The organism is Holdemania massiliensis AP2 (assembly GCF_000327285.1).
Taxonomy (GTDB): domain Bacteria; phylum Bacillota_I; class Bacilli_A; order Erysipelotrichales; family Erysipelotrichaceae; genus Holdemania; species Holdemania massiliensis.
In genome coordinates, this window is sequence record NZ_HE998568.1 from 814461 (window position 1) to 837609 (window position 23149).

Genomic DNA, 23149 nt, shown 5'->3' on the forward strand with positions numbered 1-23149 from the left:
AAACTGCTTTCGGATTGCCTCCGCTTACAACTCAATTTCGATTCAGATTTAGAATTCTCTTTTTCCATCAGATTCTGAGCAATTCCCGCAAGGATTGACAGTTTTCTTTCACAGTTATTTCTGTTATCATGAAGGAAAAGGATGTGAGTGTGATGAACGGAATTGCCGTGATCGGAACTTCCATGATGGATCTGGTTGTCCTCTGCCGCCAGGCCATGGAAATGGAGCGCTGCAACAAAGCGCAGATTGTCCGCAGCTTTGGCGGATCCATGCATAATGTGGCCTATAACTGCGGCTGTTTAGGCTTGGAAACGCATTTTATCAGCAAGTTCGGACGGGATGATACCGGACTGGCCATCATTAACGAGCTGCAGAAAAAAACCTGCTTTGTTTACGGCCCGGTTGTCAATCAGAACACGCCGGTGTTCATCTCGGCATCCGACTCGGAAAAGGGACTTTACTTTTCCTCAATCCAGCCGGAATTTCTGTTTCAGGGCGAAGCGGAAGATCTGCCCTACTGCGTCATCAGCGAATGTGCCTGGGGAATTACCGATCAAACCGATCCGGCTTTTTTGAAAACACTTTTGTCCAAAACTTTGCAGACACGGTGGATTTTCAGCGGTCAGATTCCGCCGGAAGCTACGCTTGAAAAATGGGAAGGCATCGTTGTGAACCGGGATGAAATGAACGCTTATGCCGGTGCTGTGCCGATGGCTCAGGCGGCCAAAGCCTTGTTAAAAAAAGGCGTCAGCTGGATCATCATTACCTTAGATAAAGACGGAGCCTTGTTGGTCACGATGGAGGGGATTCGCCCTTACCCTGCGCTGCAGGACGGAGCTTATCCGTTAGGCTGCGGAGATGCGTTTTTAAGCGGCCTGCTTCTGGGCTTAAGTCAGGATAAGCCGATCGAGCATTGTCTTCATCCGGCCTTGGCTGCCGCCGCCATTGTCTTACAGGAACCAGCGGCACTCAGTGAAAAGCTTTGTCAGCTGAAAACTCCTAATTCATCACAATCGCAGTAAAAATTGGACGCGCTTTCATAAAAGAATTGACATTTATTCATTTTCGAATACAATCAGGGTATAGATTCGATGACAAGAATAAGTAGACGGAAATTTCTGAACCTTGCAGAGAGCCGGACCAGGTGCAAGCCGGCAGGCAGAATTCCAGCCGAAGTCCTCTTGAAGAAGCCTTCTGAACTGACAGTAGGAAGCGCCGGACGCTGATCCCGTTAAAGACACAGCCCATTGTTGGATGGGAAGAGTGCCGGAAACATTCCGGAATCAAGGTGGTACCGCGGTCAAACCGTCCTTTGTGCGACGGTTTTTTTGTGCAATCGAAGAAAGGAGAGCTTTATGAAAAAATGTTCCAAAAAGAATTTAATCCTGTTGAGCCTGACGTTGTTTTCGATGTTTTTCGGGGCCGGCAATCTGATTTTCCCACCTTTTCTTGGCCAGAATGCCGGGGTGCAGAGTCTGCCGGCGCTGATTGGCTTTCTGATCACCGCGGTGGGATTTCCAGTCCTGGGGATCGCCGTGGTTTCCCGGTTTAACGGATTGGACGTACTGGCGCAGAAGGTTCATGCGAAATTTGGTCTATTCTTCGCGGTTTTGATCTATTTGTCCATCGGTCCTTTGCTGGCTACACCGCGCACGGCAACGCTGCCGTTTGAAATGGCGATTTTGCCGCTGCTTCCTGACGGCGCCTCCGTGCAGCTTTCCCTGTTGTTGTTCACCGCTGGCTTTTTTCTGATCGCCTGGCTCTTGTCGCGCAATCCAAGCAAGCTTGTCGATCATTTAGGCAAAATTTTAACCCCAGTGCTTCTGCTTCTGATCCTGGCGGTCTTCGCCGCGGCTATGCTTCATCCCCTCGGTGAGGCGGCCCTGCCGCAGCCGGCCTATGCCTCAGCACCGCTGATCCAGGGATTTCTTGAAGGTTATCTGACGATGGATGCGCTGGCAGCGCTGAATTTCGGTATCGTTGTTTCTTTGAATATCCGAGCGTTAGGAATTACGGATGATCAGGAAGTTATGTCCACCAGTATGAAAGCCGGCTGTCTGGCAGGAATCATTCTGGCTGTGATTTATATCATGCTGACCTTGTTAGGAACTTCGTTATCCTCAATGCCGATCGGGGCTAACGGCGCGCAGACCTTAACGCTGGCCGTCACCCTGCTGTTTGGCGAGAGCGGGCGCTGGGTCATGGCCTTCATCTTCTTACTAGCCTGCATGACGACCTGCGTGGGGCTTCTGACCAGCTGCAGCGAATTTTTCTCTTCGCTGACGCCGAAGATCAACTATTCCAAATGGCTGCTGTTTCTGACGCTGTTTGCGCTGGCTGTTTCCAACTTCGGACTTTCAACGATTCTGTCCATTTCGGTTCCGGTATTGAGCATGCTTTATCCGATGGCGTTAGTTTTGATTTTGCTGGGGCTGGGCGATCCGCTGTATAAAGCCAATCGGCTTGTCTATCCGCTGACGATTTTCAGCACCGGCATTGTCAGTGTTCTTTCCCAGCTGGACAGCATGGGTTTTAGAATTCCCGGCTTATCCAGCCTGCTCAATGCTCTGCCGCTGGCTTCACAGTCGTTAGGCTGGATTACAATCGCCCTGGTGATGTTCATCCTCGCTTTATTCATGGGCAGACGGCCGCAGCGAAAGCCGCGCTGATTGCTGCATGAGAAAAGGATTGGTCGCTTGATCAATCCTTTTTTACACCTATATTTTGCGTTTCTCCAATCATGACAATTCAAATGAAAAAGTTTTAAGCTTGCGCATTTCTTCCAGCAGCTCTGTATCAAAATCATATTTCACTGCCGTCGAACAATCAAAGACCATGGTCGCTTCCTTTTCTGCGGTACAAGCCGGCCACTCGATACCCTTTTCCAGCTGCGGCTTTCCGGTTTTGGCAAAAGCAATGAATCGGCCTGACATCTCATTTTCCAGCAGCGTTGTAGCTGAACCTAAATCCGATGAAGGCACCTTATCGGTATTGTGAAAGATGAAGGGGATATCCGAACTATGCAGTGCGGTTTGTCCTTCATTGATCCCGAAAACGGGAGTAAAGAAATAGTTATAGGTTTCGGCACAGCCTGCCTTAATTCTGGCTTGGATGAACTCCTTGGCTGCACCTCTGGCAGCTCCGCAGTCATACGTTAACAAATCAATGATTTTTTTCTCTGGGAAAGCCTGTTGAAATAGATCAATCAGCCGATCTTTTTTCGCGCTGCCGAATTCTGCTTCCACTTCCGCCCGCATTTCTTCATCGGTCAAGGCATACCGCTGAATCGAAGCCGGCAAAGTAAAGAACTCAGCGAAGACAGATCCGACAATCATCGGTGTTTTCTTAGCTTGTTTTGAAAAACCATAAACCACAGGATCACCCAAATAATCCTGATTTTTAATCGGTCCGATATACGGCAGTCCTTTGCCGCCTAATTCGTGATGGGCTTTCAGATAGGCCTCCGCTAGCTCACGATGACTCACTTCTTCTAATTTTTCGATCTCCTGTTCTTCTATATTTAGGATTTTCAGCATTCGTTTAACATTTTGCGTCATATCCCGGCCGGCATCGCTCAGATGTTTTCCCATTGTCCCGCTCATAATCATCGCCCGGCAATATAATCCGGCTGAATCCGGCATATTCATGACCGATATCACCTTTACTCCGCCGCCGGACTGGCCGAAAATCGTGACCTGATCCGGATCTCCGCCAAAATTTTCAATATTGCGGTGAACCCATTTCAACGCGGCAATCAAATCCAGATTTCCGGCATTGGCCGAATGTGAATACCGATTCGAAAACGGCGCCAGATCCAGATAACCCAGCACATTAATACGATGGTTCACCGTGACAACGACAACATCGCCGAACGCACATAAATTAAAGCCGTCGTAAGCAGTTTGTTCCAAGGCTGAACCATAATAAAATCCACCGCCGTGAAACCAAACGACAACCGGTTTTTTCACACCTTTTTCTATGGACTTCGTCCAGACATTCAAATTCTGACAATTTTCCGACTGCGGCCAAAATCGATGCGGATTTTTCAGGTTATTTCCGATCCGATCCGGGCGAAAAGGATAACAGGTAAAACCATAATTGACCGCTTCTTTCACACCTTCCCAGGCAGGAATTTCTTCCGGCGGCATAAAGCGCTGAGCCTGGGCGTATTCAACACCGTAGAAATGATAGACATCCCGATAACGGAAGCCGCGGATCCAGCCTTTCTCTGTTTTGACTGTCGTCTTTCTTCCATGTTCAAAATTCATCGTTTTTCACCTCATCATGAAACAACTTTTTAACATAGTCTTTTGCACTATAGCGCCAGACGTTCCATTCATGCTGTCCCAGATAGCCTTGAAATTGAATATGAAAGCCTTGATCCTGCAGCGGCTTCAGGTCAGCGACGGTTTGATCATAACGGGAATCAGCTTCACCGCAGGTGATATAAACCACGTCCATGGCTGCATTAAACCGCTTCGCATCAGAAAACAGTTCTGAGAAGTCCATGTCTTCCGTTTTGATCGGGAAACACTCACCAGAAGAGAAAATGCCAACGTTGGCAAACAGTTCCGGATGACCGAAAACCAGTCGGCGAACATGTCCGCCGCCCATCGACAATCCAGCAGCAGCACGTTTTCTGCGGTCAGCGATCACGCGATATTTCTTTTCGATAAACGGCATGCAGTCCTGGATAATAACCTGATCCAGCCGTCCTTCCCGTGCTTCCCCATTTTCCGTTTCTTTTAAAACATAACCATTGTTGCAGACGATAATCATTTCTTCCGCTTCCTTACGGGCAGTCAGATTATCCATCAACATGTCGATCTTACCGGATTGGAACCAACAAACTTCATCCTGTGAACCACCATGCTGCAAATACAATATCGGGTATTTGCGGTCAGAGAAAGCATACGAGGCGGGTGTATAAACCCAGCAGGCGCGATACCGCTGAGTTTCTTTCGACCAGTAAATCTCCCGGGTTATAGCCCCATGCGGCACATCGTGCAGCTGCGTGTCTTCATCATCCGGCAAATCCACAAAATTACGGATATCAAAGCCATCATAACCATAGGGTCCGCGTGTATTGATGACCCGTACTCCATCAGCTATAAAATAAACGCTGTGAAACCCTGCGCCCGGGTCAATGGTAATATGCCAATATCCATCCGGCTCCAGTGTCATGGGTTCCACAATAAAATCTCGACTGTAAAAATCAGGATCTTTGCGGTACTCGCTTTTGGAATGCTGATAATTGTGCAGACGGTAACGTAATTCTACCTTCTTCGCTGTTGGATTATAATACTTCAGGGAAACACTTCCATCCTCGTTATAAACTGCACAGTTTTCCACAGGAAAGGTTTCTTCTGAACCACCGTAATGAATTCTGCGCATAACTCCTTCATTTTTTGGATAATGAATGGGATCAAAGCAAAGCAGTGTCATATTCAAAGCCTGATTATTCTTCATTGTGTATCCTCCTTCTTTTCCATTTTCCTTATTCCTGAAGAAAACTCGATTCCAGATCTTCCATCATGGCCGCGAGATCGACAATACCGCCTTTTGCGGCTTCGGCTAATTCATTCAGATCCAGCTGATCAACAGAGCTCAGCGCGGGCCGAATTCCCAAAATTTCAATCAACATGCCTAAATTCATTCCGGTGATCACGCGGATCTTCTGACCCTCACTCAACAAACTCACGCATCGATTGGCCGGAGTTCCACCCAATAAATCACATAGAACAAGCACGCCTTGACCTTCATCCAGACTTGCCAGAGTTTGACGAATCCGAAGATCGAAACCTTCTACCGTTTCTTCTTTGGCTAAACAAAGCGTCTTGAGCTGCTCTATCTCTTCACCGAAGAACAGCTGGCTGGAATCCAGCATGCCTTCCGCCATTTTTCCATGGCTCATTAATAAAATTCCAATCATTGATTACCCTTCCTTTGCGAATACCGCTTTCCTCTTCTCATTCTCTCGTTTCAGCGAGAGGCAATAAACACCCAATCCCGCCAACAGCATCATTGCATAAAGCATGAACATTGTGCCGTAATTACTGAAATTCACAACATAGCTGGCAAAGATCGGGCCGATCGCATTGCCCAGATCCTGGCCGATCAAACAGGTAGAGATGGCCACTCCGCTGCGCTGGATCCCCAACTTTTTCACCGACTCCGCCTGAATTGCCGGCGAACCATTGCCCTGACCCACGGCCTTGAACACCGCGGCGATCAAGACTGGCGTTAAACTGAATGCCTTGGCCAAGAGCACCATGCCTAAGGCATAGATTAGAAAGGCCGGAATCAGAATCACCCGAATTCCGCGGGCATCCTGCAGTTTACCGACAAAGGGTTTCATCAGAAGCATGGCCACAGAATAAACAGTAAAGAAATAAGCGATGCTGCTGATCCCGCGAACCTGTCCAAAATCAATCAAATAATACGAAATAATTCCGTTGCCAAAGGAGAATAAACCGATCAGAAAGACATAGACCAACAATTCTTTTGCGAATAAATCACTCAGCTTGATCTTCGCACCGGATGATTTAAAATCCGGAACCTGGACAGGGTAGGGAATCAGAACAATGATCAGCAGACAGATTAAACAAAGCAGACCTGCGGTCAAAAACAGCTTGTCCATTCCCGCCTGCTGACTGATCGTGCTGCCCAGCTGCGGACCGATCATCGTTCCCAACAGGGTTGCAATGCCGATATAACTGATTCCTTCCGCAATTCTTTTTTCCGGCACAAAGGAGGTCGCAAACGCCATGCTGATGGTCCCGCTGACCGCGAAGGCCATGCCATGCAAAACACGGATGCCAATCACTGCCGGAATCTTCTGAACCCAAGCATAACCAAGCATACAGACTGCGGTTGCCAAATACGAGACAAACATAATTTTTTTCTTATTCAGCCGATCGCTCATCGCTCCGGAAAACGGTCTCATTCCCAAGGCGACCCATGAAAGCAGGCTGGATATAAAGCCGGTTAAGGCAAACGGAATTCCTTTTGCCGTCAGAAACTGCGGCATCGATGGATTGACCATATATGAGGAAATTCCATTCAGCGCATTGACCGCGAGAACCAGTATAAACGGCAGTGTCCACAGTTGATTTTTATCTTTATTCATGGACTGTCCCTTGTCTTTCAGCACTTTTTTCATCTCTGCGGCAGCTGTGTTTTCGGAAGTCCGCGGGATGGAATATCCCAGGCTTTGTCCGAAGAACCATAGACATGAATCATTTCAATGAGCTTCTGCTTCAGTCCCATTTGGGCTGTTCGAAAGATCATATAGGCTCGATTCCCTTCAAACGATTCCTGCTTTACGGCCTCAGCTGCGGCTTTGCATAAATCATGATTGATATTGACTTTATTGATTCCTAAGCGGCAGGCTTCTTTCAAAGACGCGATGTCACAGCCTGAGGAACCATGCAGCACCAGCGGAAAGTTTCCGGATGCCTCTTTAATTTGAACTAAGCGCTTTAAATCCAGCTTGGGAACAACATTGCATGGATAGGCACCGTGCGCAGTCCCGATCGCAACCGCCAGGCAGTCAATCTGCGTTTTATCAATATACTGTTTGACGCGCGCAGGATCGGTAAAACCAGCTTCGGCCTCCTGCATGTCTTGCTGCGCATCTCCGACATGACCGAATTCCGCCTCCACGGAAACGCCTGCGGCATGGGCAAGCTTGACAATTTCACTGACTTCCCGGATATTGACCGCCTCCGGGCAAGCCGAACGGTCGATCATCACGGATGTAAAACCAGCCTGAATGGCTTTTTGAATCTGACTTAAATCCGAGCCGTGATCCAAATTAATCGCGATCGGTACATTCGACTGCTGAGCCAACACTCTCAACTGCTGTCCAAAGAAATACAGATCCGCAACAGCCCGATAGGCAACATCCAAAATCAGCGGGGCATGGGTTTCCTCAGCGGCTTCAATACAGGCTCTTGCGTTCAGTTCATTGTCGACGTTGGGAGCTGCTACGGCATAACCCTGTTCACTGGCCCGATCCAGAATTTCTTTCATTGTTACAAGCATAACTCACACTCCTTTCCAGCCAAAACCTCCGGTTTTGACTTAATTAATCTGCAATTTTTTCTCTTTCCATCGCGGCATCCAAACGTGTCATTTCATCATCGCTCAGCTGCCACGCAAATGCATCACAATTCTGCCGGACATGTGCGGGTTTCGACATGCCGATCAGGGCAGTGGAAACACCCGGACTTTGCGTACACCAGTTAATCGCGACCTGACTGACCGATGCCTGATGACACGCTGCAATTTCATCCATAACCTGCAGTACATTTTGAATTTTTGAAAACTTAGGTTCCTTAAAATAATCATAGAAAGTAATTCGGGTATCGCCTGGCTTCAATGGCGGCAAAGTTCTGAATTTTCCGGATAAAATGCCGGCGCCTAAAGAGCCATAGGTAAAGGTGTCAATGCCTCGTTGGCTGCCCCATTCGATTAACGCTTTATGCTTTTGATGAACCATCGAATATTGCAGCTGCATGACGTCAATCCTGGCATATTTCTCGGCCTCCTCAATTTGTTCCTGAGTAAAATTGGAGACGCCGAGGAAGCGTATTTTGCCTAGACTTTTCAGCAAATTCAAAGCACTCATCGTTTCCGCGATCGGAGTATGGGGATCCGGCCAGTGGATGAAGTAAAAATCAATCACATCCGTTTTCAGATTCATGAGTGAGCTTTCCACTTCCCGGATAACGGTTTTAAAGCTGGCATCATGAGTCATTTTCTGCAGTGCATGAGGAGAAAGACCGAATTTGGTGGATATCAGAACCTTATCCCGATATCCACCCTCCAGTGCTTCTGCGATCAGCTGTTCAGAATATCCATTGCCATAGACCGGCGCTGTATCAATATGATTCACACCGAGTTCTATCGCCGTGCGGATGGCTTGAATCGCTTCCTGTCGATCGACAGGACCAAAATTATTTCTTCCGCTTAAAGCCCAGGTTCCAAGCGTCAGCTGAGACACTTCCACTTGGGCCCGCTGCAAATGCTGAGTCCGCATTGCGGCTTAACAAATGCCGAGCAGGCCGAGCACAAAGCCGATGCCCAGGACGACAAATAACAATGTATTCTGATTCATTTTCTTTTTCAGCGCCCAGTAGCAAAGCATCGTCAGAGATAACGGCAGCACGCCCATAAGCAGGCTGTCCAAATACGGCTGCACGGCAATCGGTTCCGCGCCGGACACCGGCATGGTTAAGGCAAGGCTGAGGCTGACATTGGATGAGATCATAAAGCCAACCATCATTAAACCGATAATCCCCGCGCACTTCGTCAGAATCGTGATCATTCCAGATTCATACGCCTTGGTGATGAAGTTTTCACCCATCGAGAAGCCCAGGAATGTCAGATAATAACGGCCCAGCATGCCTGGCAGGTTATAGATGACTAAGAACAGAATTGGTCCCAGAATCGATCCGGATGCCGCAAAGCCGATTCCAACGCCGGCTGCGATGCATCGGACGATGCCCCAGTAAATGGAATCGCCAATTCCGGAGAGCGGACCCATTAAAGCGGTTTTAATCGAAACGATCGAACTTGGATCATAATCACCATAATGAACCGCATTCTCATGTTCCATTGAAGCGGCCAGTCCCATGGCGAAGGTTCCGACATTCTGTGTAATGTTGTACGGTGTCATATGCCGCTGCATCGCTTCCGCCCGTTTTTCCTGTTCCGGATAGTACCGTTCCAATGCCGGCATGATCGACATCGTAAAGCCTGGAGCCTGACGGTAAGCCGCCCCGCAAGGGCCAGCGAAGACGGCGAAGGACCGCCAGTAAATCTTCGTAAGCATCTTCTTGTCGGCATCTGAAATATTGTTGAATAACTTACTCATTAAAGAATTCCTCCTCTTCTGTCAACGCCATCGGCGTCCCTTCGGTCATCATCTGTTTCAAGTCATGAATCTTCTTATCTGTTAAACCAATCGTAATGGCAATAACAACGGCGATGATCGCGATGACGATTGCCGGCAAGCTCAGATATTTTGCAAGGACAAAGCCGACGAACAGCCAACCAATATTCTCGGTGCTAACCAGCATTTTCATCAGCACAGCCATACCGACAGCCCCCAGCATACCGGCCGCAACCGCTAAACCGTGAATGACGCTGTCCGGCAGCTGACTCATAAACGCCTGAACTGCTTCCGAGCCTAAATAGACGCAGCAGAAGATAATGATCGCGCGGGTGAAATAGATCGTGAACCAGCTTGTCAGAATGACTCGTGTCAGTCCCTTGCCATCTCCATTGTCACAGACCTTCTGATATGCCGGCTGAAAAATATTGGTCAGCATGATCCAAACCATCGATAAGCTATTAAAAATCAGACCGACCGGGACAGCCAGCGTAATCGCTTCCTCCATGCTTAGACCTGCGGTAATCGCAAAGGTGACCGACATGACGGTCGCTGAAACCGGTTCGGCAGAAGTGGCGCCGCCGATATTGACAGCTCCCATATAAATCGCTTCTAAAGCACCGCCGATAATAATTCCGGTTGTTAAATCTCCCAGAAACAAGCCGGTAATGGTACCGACGACGATCGGACGTTCGATCATGCACTGACCAAACAGCCAGTTTCCACCATAACAAATGAAATACGCCAGAGTTGCCATACAGGCAATCATTAAATTTGACATTTTTTCTCTCCTTTACTTTTTCAATGATTGAAGCATTTCCGTAACCGTCACTTTCGAGGTTGTTGGAATCAGCTGACTGAAGAATCTATCGCCCATGATTGCCGCCAATTCCCGGGCTGCTTCCAATTCTGAGGGAGTCAGCGAAACACGATTCCCTGGGAAATTGATTTTTTCACCCATGTCGGAATCAAATTTTCCGGCATTCGCCAGGTTAACCTCGCAGATCTTCTCCTGGCAGGCTTTAACCAGCTTCAATGCGTCTTTTACATTTCGCGTCAGTGCGAAGATCCGCATTTTTTCAGCCCGTGGATCCTGAATCACTCCAACGGCATCATCAACACCCTTTACAATCAGTTTAATTCCAGGAGGACAAGCCATTTTCAAAGTCATTTTAACGGTATTGTTGACTGCGGCCTGATCGTTGGCAACAAGAATGCCGGGAGTTCCCAATTCTTTAGACCACACTAAGGCCACCTGCCCATGGATCAATCGATCATCGATTCTAAGTTGTACAATCATTTCTGTTTTGCCTCGCTTTCTACCCTTTCGGATCTTCTATTTTCAAACTGAGAATTAAATCAAACGTCCTTCCATTTTGACTTCTTCCCGCGGATCATATTGGCCATGAACAATTCCCTTGTCAAAACCAAAGAACTTCAGAATCTCCTGAATTTCTAGTTCCCAGAACCGCCATTCATGGGCATAGCCTTCACGTTCATCAAAGGTTGCTTTTAAGCCGACGCTTTGGGCATATTCTTTAAAATGCAGATAGTTGGGATAGACGCCGTCTTGGGTTCCGCAGCAGAAATAGAACCGCGGCGGATTTTCCAGCTTTGCTACGTCGGCAACTTTATCCCAGACATTCTCATAAGAATTCAGGAATTTTTCTAAGCCTCCGGCTTGATCAATCGTCATTTTCTCTCTTTCATACATCGGATGATTTGGGTTCTTCAAGATTTCACGAATGTCTGACGGCACACCCGACATACACGCTACGCCCGCAAACCTTTCCGGATAATTGAAGCCGAACTTGCTCGCTCCGCCGCGGGCTCCCATTGATAATCCGCAGATGAAGTTGTCCTCCCGTTTGTCTGAAGCCGGAAACCACCCGTAAATCAGCGGCATTAATTCTTCCGTCAGGTAATCGAACATATTAAACGGCGGAATCACCTGGCTCCAGTTGGAATAATTACTGTTCATGGCTGAAGGCATCACGACAATCAGATCATTTTCGGTTGCATACAATTCAATGTTTGTTCTTCTGAGGTAATCGTTATAACAGCCTAAGGTTCCATGAAGCAGCCATAAAACCGGATACTTTTTTGATGATTGATAGAATGTTTTTGCATCCTCACCCTGTTTGATCGAGGGCAGGATGATCGCAATGTCCGTATTTGTATTTAAACACCAGCTTCTGACATTGAGATGAACTAAGGTCATATTTTCTCCCTCCTTCGTGATTTGTTTCGGCTAAGTCATTTCATGGCTGACCCGTGTCGGTTAAAAACTTTCAATAACGCCCCCTTTCTGAACTCAATATCCTTCAGATAATTCATTCATTGAGTCTTTCACGTTCCTCCTTTCTCTGTACCTCAACCACTGTCACTTTCTCAACCAAGCTCTCCACGTCCTCGCAGGTAGGCAAACCGCGGGCTGCCGCTTTCGCTCTTCCGGCAGCTTCGCCATATTTTAAAGCCTCCGTTAAACTGTGCCGGGATGCAAGCGAAGCGACCATGCAGGCCAGCATGGAATCGCCGCAGCCAACAGTATTGATGACTTCAACATCCGGTCCAAACAGCTGATAGCGCTTACATTTACTGGCAAAATAAGCTCCTTCCCTGCCCAGCGATACCAGGACATTTTCAACCCCCGCTTCAATCAGCGCCTGAGCATATCGTGGATAATTGACTTCGTCGATCTTTTCTGAGAAGATCATCGCCAATTCTTCCAGGTTGGGTTTGATCAGATAGGGTTTGATTTTTCGATAATGGGCCAGAGTCAGATTGGGGATATCGGTAATCAATCTTGCTTCTGCTCGATGAACCCGCTCAGCGATGCGCTCAACCAGCTCTGCATTTACTCCCTGACAGAAACTGCCGGAGATTAAGACGTAATCTTCTTTTGTAAGACCGTTCAGAGCCGCTAGGAGCGCTTCCTGCTGCTCGGCTGAAACACGAGGGCCAAGAGCATTGATGGCGGTTTCTGTTTGATTTTTGATTTTTACATTAATTCGATTTTCCTCAGCAATTCTGATTGGAATCACCTCGATTCCCTGTTTTTCTGATATCTCCCGGTCAATCAGCTCGCCGATGCCGCCGCCCAAGAACAGAATCGCTTTTGACTGTATCCCCATATGCGACAAAACGATCGAAATATTAACACCCTTGCCGCCGGCGCGGATTGCCGTGTTCTTCGTTTTGATGATACTGCCTTCCGTCAGTTCCTGATCCAGATATACAAAGTAGTCTAACGATGGATTAAAAGTTATGGTATATATCATTGCTCCGCAGCTCCTTCACTGATTCACTTATACCATGGCCAAATCGGCATCTCAAGCCAATCACAGACGATTGCTGAACTGGTCTAATTTATCGATTAATCATTACAAGCCTTTTGAATAAACGCGCAAAATTACTGCGCGTTTTGAATATTTTGATTTTTATCTATTCGTCCAGGTTGATCGAGACTTCCATTTATTTCCTGTTTTTTTTATTACATTCCTTTTGTTTATCCGCTTCTTTTTTCTTCCTTATTTGCTATAATGACCTTAACTTGAAGAGGGAATTTACATGAAAAAAGATCGTATTGCGATGATTTATGAGCTTTGTCAGCAAACTCGAGAGGTTCTGGTTGAAGATCTCGCTGAGGCATTGAATGTTTCCTGCGCCACCATCCGCAGAGACTTGCAGAAGATGGAAGACATGAAATTAGTCCATCGTTTTTACGGCGGTGCGGTGATGAATAAAGATATGGAAATCGAACCAACGATGAATGCAAAACATCTGGTCAACATGTCAAAAAAAAGCCAGATCGCGAAGTATGCCGCCGCATTGATCAAGGATAATGACATCGTTTATATCGATGCCGGCACGACAACAGAAATGATGATTGATTATATCCATGCCAAAAATATTCTCGTCGTTACACAGGCGCTTTCTATCTTAGACCGGCTCTATGAAAGACAGATTCGATGTTATACCTTAGGCGGTTATGTCAAATTTTCCACAAATATTATTATTGATAACGATACGATTGAAAAAATGGCAAACATGAATTTCAACATCTCCTTTCTCGGCTGCAATGGGATCCATTCTTTGTTCGGATTTTCAACAACCAATGAAATTGAAGCCATGCTTAAAAAAATGATTATCTCTAAAACAGAAAATGCCTATATTCTTGCCGACAGCAGTAAATTCAATCAGATCAGCAACATTAAGTTTGCGGAAAAAGAAGATGCAGTGATCATTACAGAACGTCTTTTAGAAGATCTGGATTATTCCTCCTACGGCAAAATCATCTCGATCAGCGATCCTAAAAATTCCCTTCGATAAGCAAAGAAACAAAAATCCTGGAAAGCTGCAACGGATCTGCGCGGAATCAATCATTTTTCTTCCTTCTCCCGTCCCAAAACACAAAAAAAAAACGATTTTCTTATTCCCAGCAGCGGAAGAAGTCCATCGTTTTTTTATGTCGTAAACTCGCTTATTTTATTTCAGTCTGCAATGATTCTTCATCGCTTTTTAACAAGATGCCGCCAACCGAAGTGCGGAAGGTCTGAAAGGCTGCCCACGCCACCGGCTGCTGAGCGAACACCTTGACGGCACTGTCCATGACCGCCTGAATATCCCAAGCGATAAAGTCCAGATATCCGCAGTTCAGGCCCGAAGCCCCGCCGATCCAGGTCACCGTATCGGTGCCGGCCTGTTCGCTGATCTTTTCAGACAGAGCATCGCGGAAATCCAGCATCGCTTTCGCCCGATCTTCACCGGTGAAACAATCCAGGGGGTAATAAAAGTATCCTGCCGCGATGCCATCCTGATGCAGATCGTCTACCGCCTGCGTCATTCCCCGCAGATATTGCTGGATCAAAGCAGGGCAGCAGGTGACTCCCACCGTTACATCCCCGCGTACCTGTTCCAGGCTCGCTTCTGTGGGTTCCATGCGATACGCTGTATAGCCCTCTAAAATGCGTGCCGGATCCCGGCTCAGATCCAGGCCCAGATCGACGAGCTGATCCGGCAGCTGAGCTAGTGAAAGGCCGCCTTCTTGCCGCGGCTGCGCAAGCAAAGTGACATCATCGATCACCGCCATAGCAGCGATCTCTCCCAATGTCTGATCGATCAGAATGGAAAGCATCCACCAGACCTGGTTCTCATTTTCCGGCATCAGCGCGTCGAATGAAGCACAATGAACAGCCAGCTTGACGGACTTTTCCCCCTGCTCCTCAATCCACACCTGAACCTCTTCTGCACTCAATTCCTGTCCGGCAATCCGCAGTGAAGTTTGCCGCGACGGCTGACGTCCTGCCATCACATGCCACCACTTTTTCAGGCGGTCCGGCATCTGTCGGCAAAAATAATCGAGGGCAAACAGCGAAACACGATTGCCTTCCGGTGTCAGAATCAAATCGTAATGATCTTGAGCACACCCCATTTCGTAGGCGATATTGGTGAAGGCGGTGTGAAGCAGCCGATGCGTCTGATCCACAATCACTTCACTCTCCAAGCGATTGCGCATCCGCACCCGCAGGACCTGTTCCTCCTTCTCAAACTGACTCCAGCATTCCTGAACTCTTTGTTTGAACGGTCTCTCAAAGCGCGGCAGGGCTAACCGTTTGCGGCAATCTTCAATAAAAGCCAGCGTATCTTCATCCTTCGGACGAGCGTCCAATGCTCTTTCAAAATAGGTCAGCGCCGGCCCTTCCTGATCAAGATAATAATACGCGTAGGCGATTCTGAAATTCCAGCTGTGTTCTTCCCCCAGCTCTTCTTCCACCGATTTCAGCAAGGCAATTGCTTTTTCATAATTCTGTGTATCGTCCAGTCCAGCCGTATTGTTATAAGCCCGCGCCAGCTCACTGATCAGCTCGGGAGTCTGTTCAGCTTCCGGCAAGGCCTCAATCGCTTCGATAATCGCTTCATACTGATCCGTTTCGTTCCAGAGCTCAATCTGTTCCTGCAGTTTCATCATGCTTTCCTCCTGGATTTTCAATTCAATCCTGCCTGACTGTTAGCCTGAATCTCAATCTTCCTCTTCCCAGAAACACAGACGCTGCCGTCCTTCTGCTTTTGCTTGGTACAAGGCCTGATCGGCATGGGACCAGAGCTGATCAAAACGCTGACCATGCTGTGGGAAGAACGCGATGCCGGAGCTGACCGTAACCGGCAGTTCCAGGCCCTTCTCCGCTCTGATCTGATCCCAGAGGTGCTGCAGTGATTCCAGTTCATTCCGAAGTTCAGCCTGTGATTTCTGAGAATGGATCTGATACACGATAAATTCATCCCCGCCGATGCGGCCGTTGAGTCCCTGCGGAAAGGTTCGCCGAATGGCTTCGCCCAAGGTTTCCAGAGCCTGATCACCGGCCGGATGTCCATACGTATCATTGATTTGTTTAAAGCAGTCGACGTCCAGCATCACCATGACACCCGTCAGCTCCTTCCGCATGACTTCACTGATCTGAGCTTCTGCCGAGCGACGGTTCAGCAGCTGCGTCAATGAATCATGGTGAGCATTGTATTCCATCTGACGATAGGATTGTTCCAAGGCCTTGGTCTTCTCTTCTACCAGCTGAATCAGCTGCCGGTTGGATTGTTCCATTAAGCGGTGCGGGAAAAATTCATCCGCGCCTTGTTCCGGATCCGGCACAGAATGATGAACGTGCAGCACCTTCCACTGTCCCTTTTGGCGCTGCAGGACAAAGGTAAAGCGGAACCGGCTTTCAAATTCAAGCGGATTGCCGGATTGTTCCTTTACCCGCAGCTCACCGATCACAATCACACAATCCTCGCTGATCGACTGGGTCTGGTACCATTGTTCCTCAATTTTAAAGATAACGTTGCGGCCTTGGATTTCCGCTGCAATTTTATTTTCAAACTCCGCCAGATTGGCGCTGACTTCATGCTCACCGGTTCCAATCACTGAGGTTTCCGGGACAAAGCATTCGCCCAGCATCGCGTAGTTCTGATTTTCCAAATACTCATGCCAGAGAAATTGGCAAAAATTTTCCGGATTCTTTAAATTTGTCATTTTGATTTCTCCTTGTCTGCCAGTGAAATTCAAGCCTTCCGCCGCTGATCGACCCAGGCTTTAAACCTTGCCTATCGGACAGCCTGTCTGGGCAGCAGACGAATTCATTGCTTCTATTATATCGGACTTCGCGCCAAATGTCTTTAATGAGGTTTTCGAAATTGCCACCCTGTCTGCATAAGCACCGGAAACATCCAGCTTTCCCGATCCCGACTTGATCATCCCATTCAAAGAACAGACATTAGGGCCGATGCCATTTCGGTTTGAAAGTGCTGAAAGGATCTGCATCTAAAATGGACAGTTTCCGCATTTTAGGCTACAATCAGTACCAGGAGATGAGCGCGATGTCCAATTCCCGAATTTCAGTTTCCTGGACGACTTTGAGGCATGGATTACAGATGGCTGGCTTGTTGGCCGCGGCCACAGCGGGCGGACTGTTGTTCAGACAGCTGGGCTTTCCTGAAACCAACATTGTCCTGCTTTATTTATTGGCAGTCCTGCTGACAGCCTGGATGACCCGTGGTTATGGCTACGGTGTCTTTGCTTCCCTGTTGGCTACGCTGATCTTCAATTATTTTTTTACCGCACCGTACTGGTCGCTGTCGGTCGATGATCCGAGCTATTGGATCACATTTATCATTATGACCGCAACCGCCTTTATTACCAGTGCCCTGACATCCAAAGCCAAATTAAACGCGCAGAACGCCTTGCAGCGGGAACAGGAAATCAAAACGATGTACGCGCTCAGCCGCGGATTGAACGAACAGATTGAGATTCGCCAAATTGCCAGGCTGGCTACCGAAGTGCTGTCTTCCGCTTTCCATTGCGAAGTCAGCTGTCTGTGTCTGGATGAAAAAGAACAGCCGGCTGTACTGTATGCTGCCCAGCCCTGCCAAGCGGCCCAAGCCCTGCCCTGCGATCAGTTCAATTCAGATACTGCGTTGAACTCAGCAGCCCCCTTCACCTGCCTGCCGCTGCAAAACAACGGCGTGCAGCTGGCCAGGCTGAAACTTCCCGCGGCGGCGATGACCGCTTTCAGTGAATCCGATCATCAGCTGCTTCAGTCCTTATGTGAAACGCTCACACTGGCGCTGGACCGCTTCCGCAGCGCAAAGCAGAAAATCCGCTCGGAAGAAGAAGCAGCGCAGGAACGGTATCGAAGCAATCTGCTTCGGGCCATTTCCCACGATCTGCGCACGCCGCTCTCCGCCATTATGGGCACCTCAGAAATGATTCTGGACATGAGCGAAGAACACGATCCTCGGCATGCTTTAGCTCAGGATATTTATCAGGATGCCGACTGGCTGCATTCGCTAGTCGAGAACATTCTCAGTCTGACCCGGATTCAGGATGGGCATCTGAATCTGCATCTGGAAAAAGAAGCCGCGGAAGAAATTATTGCCTCTGCCCTAGAACATATCGCCAAACGGGCTCCGCAGCGGCAGATCAACGTTTCCATTCCGCCGGAAGTGCTGATGATTCCCATGGACGGCAAGCTGATCCAGCAGGTGCTGATCAATTTATTGGATAATGCCTTAAAGCATACCCACCCCCAGGATGAGATTTCTCTGACGCTGCGGCGGGAACAGACGGAAGCCGTGTTTACTGTCCGGGATGGCGGCGAAGGCATCGCTGAAAAAGATCTTGCGCATATCTTTCAGACCTTTTATACTACGCGCACCCGCCAGCCGGATGCCCAGCATGGGATCGGACTGGGCTTATCCATCTGTGAATCCATCGTCAAAGCTCATCATGGATCGATCAGCGCGCGCAACCGTACCGATCAGCACGGCGCCGAATTTACATTTCGACTGCCATTGGAGGATTGATTATGAACTCTTTTACCCAGCGGATTTTAATTGTCGAAGATGATCCGCAGATCCGCAATTTTATCAGCTATGTTTTAAGCGCCGAAGGATTTGCCAGCGACAATGCCGCAACAGCGCAAAGCGCCATGGCGCTGTTGACAGCCAATCTCTATGACTTAATGCTGCTGGATTTAGGACTGCCGGATTATGATGGGATGGACGTCATCCGCAAGGTTCGCGAATGGTCGGAGATTCCGATCATCGTCGTTTCCGCGCGCGATCAGGATCAGGAAAAGGCTCAGGCTCTGGATTCAGGGGCTGACGATTATCTGACCAAGCCGTTTTCCACCACCGAGCTGATGGCCCGCATCCGCGTTGCGATTCGGCATGCTTTTAAACAGAACGCCAAAACAACGCCAAAGAAACTGACAGTTCAGGATTTATCTCTGGATCTGGAAAAACATCAGGTCACGCTGCGCGGGGAAGCGCTGCATTTGACGCCGATGGAATACAACTTGTTGAGCCTGTTTCTGCGCAACAGCGGAAAAGTGCTGACTACGCGCTATCTCATCACCCACATCTGGGGCAGCGGTTATGGTGAGGATACTCAGGCACTGCGGGCATTAATGGCCGGACTGCGGCGCAAGATTGAAGAAAATCCGGCCAAACCTCGCTACATTGTCACCGAAATCGGGGTTGGCTACCGATTGGTTGATCAGGAATCACGGAAAGGATAACTCACGATGCAGAAAATCCAAACTCAGGAAGGGCTGCCGGCGTTAAAAAACGGCGAAATCCTCATGACGCTTCAAGACAATCAGCCGCAGTTCTATGCTTATGTGCGGGATCGGATTCGGGTTCAGAATGCGCAGAGCCGCTATACGCTGAGCGTTGAGGAATGGCAGTCGTTGTTTGCCGGCGCTCAATTCTGGATTTACGAGCCGGCTGAATCCGCAGAAATTTCCCCGGAAAAAGATGCGGAGTATTATGGCTGGAACCATAAATAGACGGAAGGCAAAGGTCTAATTCCGGCGGTTTTGCAGAAGGCATTGGAAGAAGATTTCCTGGCGGCCTTCTCTGCCCATAAGCTTCATCCCTTCCGCTTTTCAGCGTTTATTCATCAGAGTCAGGAAGCGTCTGGCCGCCAACCGGAAGCGGACTGATTTTTTTATTTTACACACAGTCTGCGAAAAGAATCTTGCCTCCGTCCATTTTAATTCTCACACCATTCTCACACCTGACGCCGGGTTTCTCACACCATCCTCACAGCCTGTGCGTTATGCTGATGATGTCCAAGGAAGCGGAGGTGTTCCTATGAATCAAATCGCAGAAAACCTGGACATGCAGGTGTTAATCCATCAAATCCGTGACCAAATTCAGCTTTGTCAGACCGCCGATTGCGAACAGAGGATCGCTCAGGCGATGCAGCAGTATCCCCATTCCCCCGTTCCGCACAACCTGATGGGAATTCTTCTCAGCCAACAAAACGAACCTTTGAGGGCAATGAAGCATTTTCGGGCCGCCGCCGCGCTGGAGCCGACTTATATCCCCGCCCGATGCAATCTGGAGCTGTGTACCTCCTTGAACAGCTCGGGAAGCTTTGCCTATGAAGAACAAGATTGTTCCCTGACGCAGCCCGTCAATCCGTGGAAGGTGATTTGGGATGAAAAAGGCGTGGGTCATTTAGTAAGGAGGAAGCGGCAATGATGAGTATCCGTCACGACTGGCTGGGCAAGCCGGAACTGACTTTGATCATTGGGTGCGGACGGCTGGGTTCAACATTAGCCAGCACCCTGTCCAATGAAAGTCAGAATGTCATATTAATTGACCGGCAGGCCGAAGCCTTCCGGAAGTTATCTCCATCCTACGCCGGCCTGACCTTGGTCGGTGATGCAGCCAACGTGGAAGTTCTCAAACAAGCCCAGATTGAAAAAGCCGATCATCTGGTCATCGTCACAAATCATGACAATACCAACATCCTGATTGCCCAGCTGGCCCGGGAAATATTTCAGGTTCCGCATGTCATCTGCCGTCTGTATGATCCGCAGCGGGAATGTGTTTATCGGGAGTTTGGCATTCAGACGATCTGTCCGACGACACTGTCTTCCCAGGCAATTGAACAACGGCTCCAAGCAAAAGCCGCAGCGGATCAGAAAGGAAGCGATACGTTATGAAAAAACGTATTTTAATTATCGGTGGTTATCACAAGGCCGAGTCGCTGGCCAAATCCTTTCTTCATCGGGGATATGCCGTTACCGTGATCAATAAAAACCCCGAACATTGTCATACGCTGGCACAAATCGCGGAGCTGACTGTTTTGATCGGAGATGGCTCGAAACCCTTTGTTCTGGAAGACGCCGGAGCCGAAAAGGCCGATATTGCGATTGCGCTCACCCCGTTTGATGAAGATAACCTGGTCATTTGCCAGCTGTGCAAGAAGCGGTTTCATGTCCGAAAAACGGTTTCATTAGCCGCGGATCCGGAAAAAATCAGCTTCTTCTACAGCATGGGAATCGACTCTGTCGTCTGTGCTTTATCAACGATTACCCAGATTGTCGAACAACAGGCGTTTCTTGATGAATTTACAACACTTTTGCCGCTGGGCCATGGCGAGCTGCGCATTTCTGAGCTGCGGTTAAACGCCAGTTCTCCGGTCATTGGCAAAACACTGAGTGCGATTGGTTTAAGCCACGAGGTCATCATTGCCGCGATTCTGCGCCAGGATCAGCATCTGGTTCCTCATGGAGACACCGTGCTGTGGGCTCAGGATATTTTGATCCTGATCGCCGCCGCTCAGAAAGAGGCGGAAGCCGTCAAGGTGCTGACCGGACGATGAAACACTTTGGATTAAAACGGATCCAATCCGGCTGCATTGAAGGAAAGCTGATGATGCTCTGTGGAGCTCTGACTGCGATCCCGATGCTCACTGCTTGTTTTTATCCGGAAACGCTTTCCGATCTGGCCGCCTTTGCGATTCCTGCGCTGAGTTCGCTGATCGCTGGAGCTGTTGTTTGCCTGAAGAATCAGCCGCAGGATAACGAAGCGCCGCGTCCGCAGCGGATCAAAAAAGGCAGCTTCTTCGTTTTGTTTGCCTGGAGTTACGGCGTTGTTATCGGGGCGCTGCCGTTTGTTCTGGCCGGTCAGCTTTCCTGGGTTCAGAGTTTGTTTGAATCGGTCAGCGGCTGGACAACGACCGGATTATCTGTGATGGACATCGCTCAGACTTCACCCTTGTTCCTGTTTCACCGAGGTTTTATGCAGTATTGCGGCGGTTTGGGTTTCGTCATGGTGATGACGTTGTTTATTCAAAACAAACAGAGTATGAATTTGTTCCAGGCCGAAGGCCACAGTGATCAGCTGACCCCCAACCTGGGACGAACAGTCCGCGTCATCGTCCTGATGTATACAACGTTTCTGATCTTCGGCGTCGCGGCCTACAGAATTGCCGGCATGAGCCTGTTTGACGGCCTGATCCACGCGATGTGCGCGTTGTCTACCGGCGGCTTCTCGACACGCGTGGAAAGTATCGGATATTACAACAGCCCGCTGATTGAATTCATCACGATCATCCTGATGTTGATCGGGACGACCAACTTCGCAGCCTTGTTATTGTTGATGCGCAGACAGGTGCGGCAGTTTCTGGCCGTCAGCGAGGTTCGGTTTATGGGCCTTCTTTTAGCAGGGGCTGTTCCGCTCACTGCGCTGGTTCTATTCAGCGCCGCTTATGCCCGCCTTTCGGACAGCTTTCGGATCGCTTTGTTCGAAGTCGTTTCAGCCTTATCGACCTCGGGCTTTTCCACCGTCGGCTATGTACGCTGGCCGCAGGCAGCAGTGTTGGTTCTGATCGTGATGATGCTCATTGGCGGCGGCATCGGCTCAACGGCTGGAGGCATCAAACTGACCCGTGTGTATTTGATGCTGCGGGCCATGAACAATCATCTGCAAAACAAAAGTGCTCCCGCCGGCGCCATATCGCTTTCCTTCTATACCCGCCCGCAAGGTCGGACCCTAATCGACCCAAAGCTGCTTGCGGATACTTCCTGCTTTGTTTTCAGTTACTTGCTGATCTATTTTATCGGCACCTTCCTGCTAATGCTGACAGCGAACTGTTCACTGATGGAGGCCATGTTTGACTTTGCTTCCTCTTTGGGCACCGTCGGCTTGTCCATCGGCATTACCGGACCGCTGACACCGCCTCTGGCTCTGATTGTCGAGATGGCAGGCATGCTTTTGGGAAGACTGGAGATTTTCATTGTCCTGATCGGAATCCGCACGCTGTTTCAGCAAATTAAAGCTGCCTTTTAGATCCGCTTCTTGGGCTAGGGCATCTGGACGTTTCCGGACATCTTGAGTTATTCAAAGTTCGATCTTCATTTTCGTTTACTGTTTTTCCACAATATTAGTGAACTGAAACTC

Annotated in this window: 23 protein-coding genes and 1 other annotated feature; of the genes, 10 read left to right on the top strand and 13 right to left on the bottom strand. The window is 48.8% G+C overall.

Annotated elements, in window-relative coordinates; translation table 11 throughout:
- The first annotated feature begins 152 nt into the window (after positions 1 to 152).
- Together BN162_RS11610 and brnQ are read left to right on the top strand one after the other, a co-directional pair.
- Positions 153 to 1022 (top strand): carbohydrate kinase family protein, encoded by an 870-nt coding sequence (locus BN162_RS11610; RefSeq protein ID WP_020225279.1) that lies wholly within the window; start codon positions 153 to 155, stop codon positions 1020 to 1022.
- Between the two features lie 60 nt (positions 1023 to 1082).
- Positions 1083 to 1316: a binding site (T-box leader), on the top strand.
- A 39-nt stretch (positions 1317 to 1355) separates the two neighbouring features.
- Positions 1356 to 2669 (top strand): branched-chain amino acid transport system II carrier protein, encoded by a 1314-nt coding sequence (gene brnQ / locus BN162_RS11615; protein ID WP_020225280.1) that lies wholly within the window; start codon positions 1356 to 1358, stop codon positions 2667 to 2669.
- 69 nt (positions 2670 to 2738) lie between these two features.
- On the opposite strand, the gene BN162_RS11620 is transcribed toward brnQ, so the two are convergent.
- The 11 genes from BN162_RS11620 to BN162_RS11670 form a co-directional block, all read right to left on the bottom strand.
- Positions 2739 to 4268: a carboxylesterase/lipase family protein gene (locus BN162_RS11620; protein WP_020225281.1), complete on the bottom strand. Its 1530-nt coding sequence runs from the start codon at positions 4266 to 4268 to the stop codon at positions 2739 to 2741.
- A complete protein-coding gene (locus tag BN162_RS11625; protein ID WP_020225282.1) occupies positions 4258 to 5469 on the bottom strand; it encodes an alpha/beta hydrolase-fold protein in 1212 nt (403 codons plus the stop codon). Before BN162_RS11625 ends, BN162_RS11620 begins: the two co-directional genes overlap by 11 nt.
- Before the next feature lie 28 nt (positions 5470 to 5497).
- Complete coding sequence (locus tag BN162_RS11630; protein WP_020225283.1) at positions 5498 to 5932, bottom strand: PTS sugar transporter subunit IIA; 435 nt, start codon at positions 5930 to 5932, stop codon at positions 5498 to 5500.
- Between the two features lie 3 nt (positions 5933 to 5935).
- Complete coding sequence (locus BN162_RS11635) at positions 5936 to 7129, bottom strand: MFS transporter (protein ID WP_167540021.1); 1194 nt, start codon at positions 7127 to 7129, stop codon at positions 5936 to 5938.
- A 29-nt stretch (positions 7130 to 7158) separates the two neighbouring features.
- Entirely contained in the window at positions 7159 to 8046 is an 888-nt protein-coding gene (locus BN162_RS11640; protein ID WP_020225285.1) for a class II fructose-bisphosphate aldolase, read from the bottom strand.
- 43 nt (positions 8047 to 8089) lie between these two features.
- Positions 8090 to 9013, bottom strand: coding sequence for an aldo/keto reductase (locus BN162_RS11645; RefSeq protein WP_020225286.1), 924 nt, complete (start codon positions 9011 to 9013; stop codon positions 8090 to 8092).
- A 36-nt stretch (positions 9014 to 9049) separates the two neighbouring features.
- The gene (locus tag BN162_RS11650) at positions 9050 to 9880 is read right to left on the bottom strand and encodes a PTS system mannose/fructose/sorbose family transporter subunit IID (protein ID WP_020225287.1); all 831 of its coding nucleotides are present in this window, start codon (positions 9878 to 9880) and stop codon (positions 9050 to 9052) included.
- Positions 9873 to 10679, bottom strand: coding sequence for a PTS mannose/fructose/sorbose/N-acetylgalactosamine transporter subunit IIC (locus BN162_RS11655; RefSeq protein WP_020225288.1), 807 nt, complete (start codon positions 10677 to 10679; stop codon positions 9873 to 9875). The genes BN162_RS11650 and BN162_RS11655 overlap by 8 nt, the downstream gene beginning before the upstream one ends.
- Before the next feature lie 12 nt (positions 10680 to 10691).
- Positions 10692 to 11198 carry a PTS sugar transporter subunit IIB gene (locus BN162_RS11660; RefSeq protein ID WP_040451825.1) on the bottom strand — a complete coding sequence of 169 codons (507 nt, stop codon included), beginning with the start codon at positions 11196 to 11198 and terminating at the stop codon, positions 10692 to 10694.
- Between the two features lie 54 nt (positions 11199 to 11252).
- Positions 11253 to 12119 carry an alpha/beta hydrolase gene (locus BN162_RS11665; protein ID WP_020225290.1) on the bottom strand — a complete coding sequence of 289 codons (867 nt, stop codon included), beginning with the start codon at positions 12117 to 12119 and terminating at the stop codon, positions 11253 to 11255.
- A 112-nt stretch (positions 12120 to 12231) separates the two neighbouring features.
- Complete coding sequence (locus BN162_RS11670; protein WP_020225291.1) at positions 12232 to 13179, bottom strand: 1-phosphofructokinase family hexose kinase; 948 nt, start codon at positions 13177 to 13179, stop codon at positions 12232 to 12234.
- Between the two features lie 289 nt (positions 13180 to 13468).
- On the opposite strand from BN162_RS11670, the gene BN162_RS11675 reads away from it, so the two are divergent.
- Positions 13469 to 14230: a DeoR/GlpR family DNA-binding transcription regulator gene (locus tag BN162_RS11675; RefSeq protein WP_020225292.1), complete on the top strand. Its 762-nt coding sequence runs from the start codon at positions 13469 to 13471 to the stop codon at positions 14228 to 14230.
- Between the two features lie 151 nt (positions 14231 to 14381).
- On the opposite strand, the gene BN162_RS11680 is transcribed toward BN162_RS11675, so the two are convergent.
- Both BN162_RS11680 and BN162_RS11685 read right to left on the bottom strand, forming a co-directional pair.
- Positions 14382 to 15869, bottom strand: a complete 1488-nt coding sequence (locus BN162_RS11680) for a tetratricopeptide repeat protein (protein ID WP_147612181.1) — start codon at positions 15867 to 15869, stop codon at positions 14382 to 14384.
- A gap of 51 nt (positions 15870 to 15920) precedes the next feature.
- Entirely contained in the window at positions 15921 to 16925 is a 1005-nt protein-coding gene (locus BN162_RS11685) for a diguanylate cyclase domain-containing protein (protein WP_020225294.1), read from the bottom strand.
- Positions 16926 to 17218: 293 nt separating this feature from the next.
- On the opposite strand from BN162_RS11685, the gene BN162_RS11690 reads away from it, so the two are divergent.
- From BN162_RS11690 to BN162_RS11720, 7 genes are all read left to right on the top strand, one after another.
- Positions 17219 to 18754: a sensor histidine kinase gene (locus BN162_RS11690; protein ID WP_051032538.1), complete on the top strand. Its 1536-nt coding sequence runs from the start codon at positions 17219 to 17221 to the stop codon at positions 18752 to 18754.
- 2 nt (positions 18755 to 18756) lie between these two features.
- Complete coding sequence (locus BN162_RS11695; RefSeq protein ID WP_020225296.1) at positions 18757 to 19470, top strand: response regulator; 714 nt, start codon at positions 18757 to 18759, stop codon at positions 19468 to 19470.
- Between the two features lie 6 nt (positions 19471 to 19476).
- A complete protein-coding gene (locus BN162_RS11700) occupies positions 19477 to 19740 on the top strand; it encodes a hypothetical protein (RefSeq protein WP_020225297.1) in 264 nt (87 codons plus the stop codon).
- Positions 19741 to 20047: 307 nt separating this feature from the next.
- On the top strand, positions 20048 to 20440 hold the full coding sequence (locus BN162_RS11705) for a hypothetical protein (RefSeq protein WP_020225299.1): 393 nt from the start codon (positions 20048 to 20050) through the stop codon (positions 20438 to 20440).
- Positions 20437 to 20907, top strand: coding sequence for a potassium channel family protein (locus BN162_RS11710; protein WP_020225300.1), 471 nt, complete (start codon positions 20437 to 20439; stop codon positions 20905 to 20907). The genes BN162_RS11705 and BN162_RS11710 overlap by 4 nt, the downstream gene beginning before the upstream one ends.
- On the top strand, positions 20904 to 21569 hold the full coding sequence (locus tag BN162_RS11715; protein ID WP_020225301.1) for a potassium channel family protein: 666 nt from the start codon (positions 20904 to 20906) through the stop codon (positions 21567 to 21569). Before BN162_RS11710 ends, BN162_RS11715 begins: the two co-directional genes overlap by 4 nt.
- Positions 21566 to 23038, top strand: a complete 1473-nt coding sequence (locus BN162_RS11720) for a TrkH family potassium uptake protein (protein ID WP_020225302.1) — start codon at positions 21566 to 21568, stop codon at positions 23036 to 23038. Before BN162_RS11715 ends, BN162_RS11720 begins: the two co-directional genes overlap by 4 nt.
- Positions 23039 to 23149 lie beyond the last annotated feature (111 nt).

Excerpts from the sequence above, each read along its gene's own strand:
- BN162_RS11610 (WP_020225279.1), top strand. The coding sequence starts at position 153 with ATGAACGGAATTGCCGTGATCGGAACTTCCATGATGGATCTGGTTGTC.
- brnQ (WP_020225280.1), top strand. The coding sequence starts at position 1,356 with ATGAAAAAATGTTCCAAAAAGAATTTAATCCTGTTGAGCCTGACGTTG.
- BN162_RS11620 (WP_020225281.1), bottom strand. The coding sequence starts at position 4,268 with ATGAATTTTGAACATGGAAGAAAGACGACAGTCAAAACAGAGAAAGGC.
- BN162_RS11625 (WP_020225282.1), bottom strand. The coding sequence starts at position 5,469 with ATGAAGAATAATCAGGCTTTGAATATGACACTGCTTTGCTTTGATCCC.
- BN162_RS11630 (WP_020225283.1), bottom strand. The coding sequence starts at position 5,932 with ATGATTGGAATTTTATTAATGAGCCATGGAAAAATGGCGGAAGGCATG.
- BN162_RS11635 (WP_167540021.1), bottom strand. The coding sequence starts at position 7,129 with ATGAATAAAGATAAAAATCAACTGTGGACACTGCCGTTTATACTGGTT.
- BN162_RS11640 (WP_020225285.1), bottom strand. The coding sequence starts at position 8,046 with ATGCTTGTAACAATGAAAGAAATTCTGGATCGGGCCAGTGAACAGGGT.
- BN162_RS11650 (WP_020225287.1), bottom strand. The coding sequence starts at position 9,880 with ATGAGTAAGTTATTCAACAATATTTCAGATGCCGACAAGAAGATGCTT.
- BN162_RS11655 (WP_020225288.1), bottom strand. The coding sequence starts at position 10,679 with ATGTCAAATTTAATGATTGCCTGTATGGCAACTCTGGCGTATTTCATT.
- BN162_RS11660 (WP_040451825.1), bottom strand. The coding sequence starts at position 11,198 with ATGATTGTACAACTTAGAATCGATGATCGATTGATCCATGGGCAGGTG.
- BN162_RS11665 (WP_020225290.1), bottom strand. The coding sequence starts at position 12,119 with ATGACCTTAGTTCATCTCAATGTCAGAAGCTGGTGTTTAAATACAAAT.
- BN162_RS11670 (WP_020225291.1), bottom strand. The coding sequence starts at position 13,179 with ATGATATATACCATAACTTTTAATCCATCGTTAGACTACTTTGTATAT.
- BN162_RS11675 (WP_020225292.1), top strand. The coding sequence starts at position 13,469 with ATGAAAAAAGATCGTATTGCGATGATTTATGAGCTTTGTCAGCAAACT.
- BN162_RS11680 (WP_147612181.1), bottom strand. The coding sequence starts at position 15,869 with ATGATGAAACTGCAGGAACAGATTGAGCTCTGGAACGAAACGGATCAG.
- BN162_RS11685 (WP_020225294.1), bottom strand. The coding sequence starts at position 16,925 with ATGACAAATTTAAAGAATCCGGAAAATTTTTGCCAATTTCTCTGGCAT.
- BN162_RS11690 (WP_051032538.1), top strand. The coding sequence starts at position 17,219 with ATGGACAGTTTCCGCATTTTAGGCTACAATCAGTACCAGGAGATGAGC.
- BN162_RS11695 (WP_020225296.1), top strand. The coding sequence starts at position 18,757 with ATGAACTCTTTTACCCAGCGGATTTTAATTGTCGAAGATGATCCGCAG.
- BN162_RS11700 (WP_020225297.1), top strand. The coding sequence starts at position 19,477 with ATGCAGAAAATCCAAACTCAGGAAGGGCTGCCGGCGTTAAAAAACGGC.
- BN162_RS11705 (WP_020225299.1), top strand. The coding sequence starts at position 20,048 with ATGAATCAAATCGCAGAAAACCTGGACATGCAGGTGTTAATCCATCAA.
- BN162_RS11710 (WP_020225300.1), top strand. The coding sequence starts at position 20,437 with ATGATGAGTATCCGTCACGACTGGCTGGGCAAGCCGGAACTGACTTTG.
- BN162_RS11715 (WP_020225301.1), top strand. The coding sequence starts at position 20,904 with ATGAAAAAACGTATTTTAATTATCGGTGGTTATCACAAGGCCGAGTCG.
- BN162_RS11720 (WP_020225302.1), top strand. The coding sequence starts at position 21,566 with ATGAAACACTTTGGATTAAAACGGATCCAATCCGGCTGCATTGAAGGA.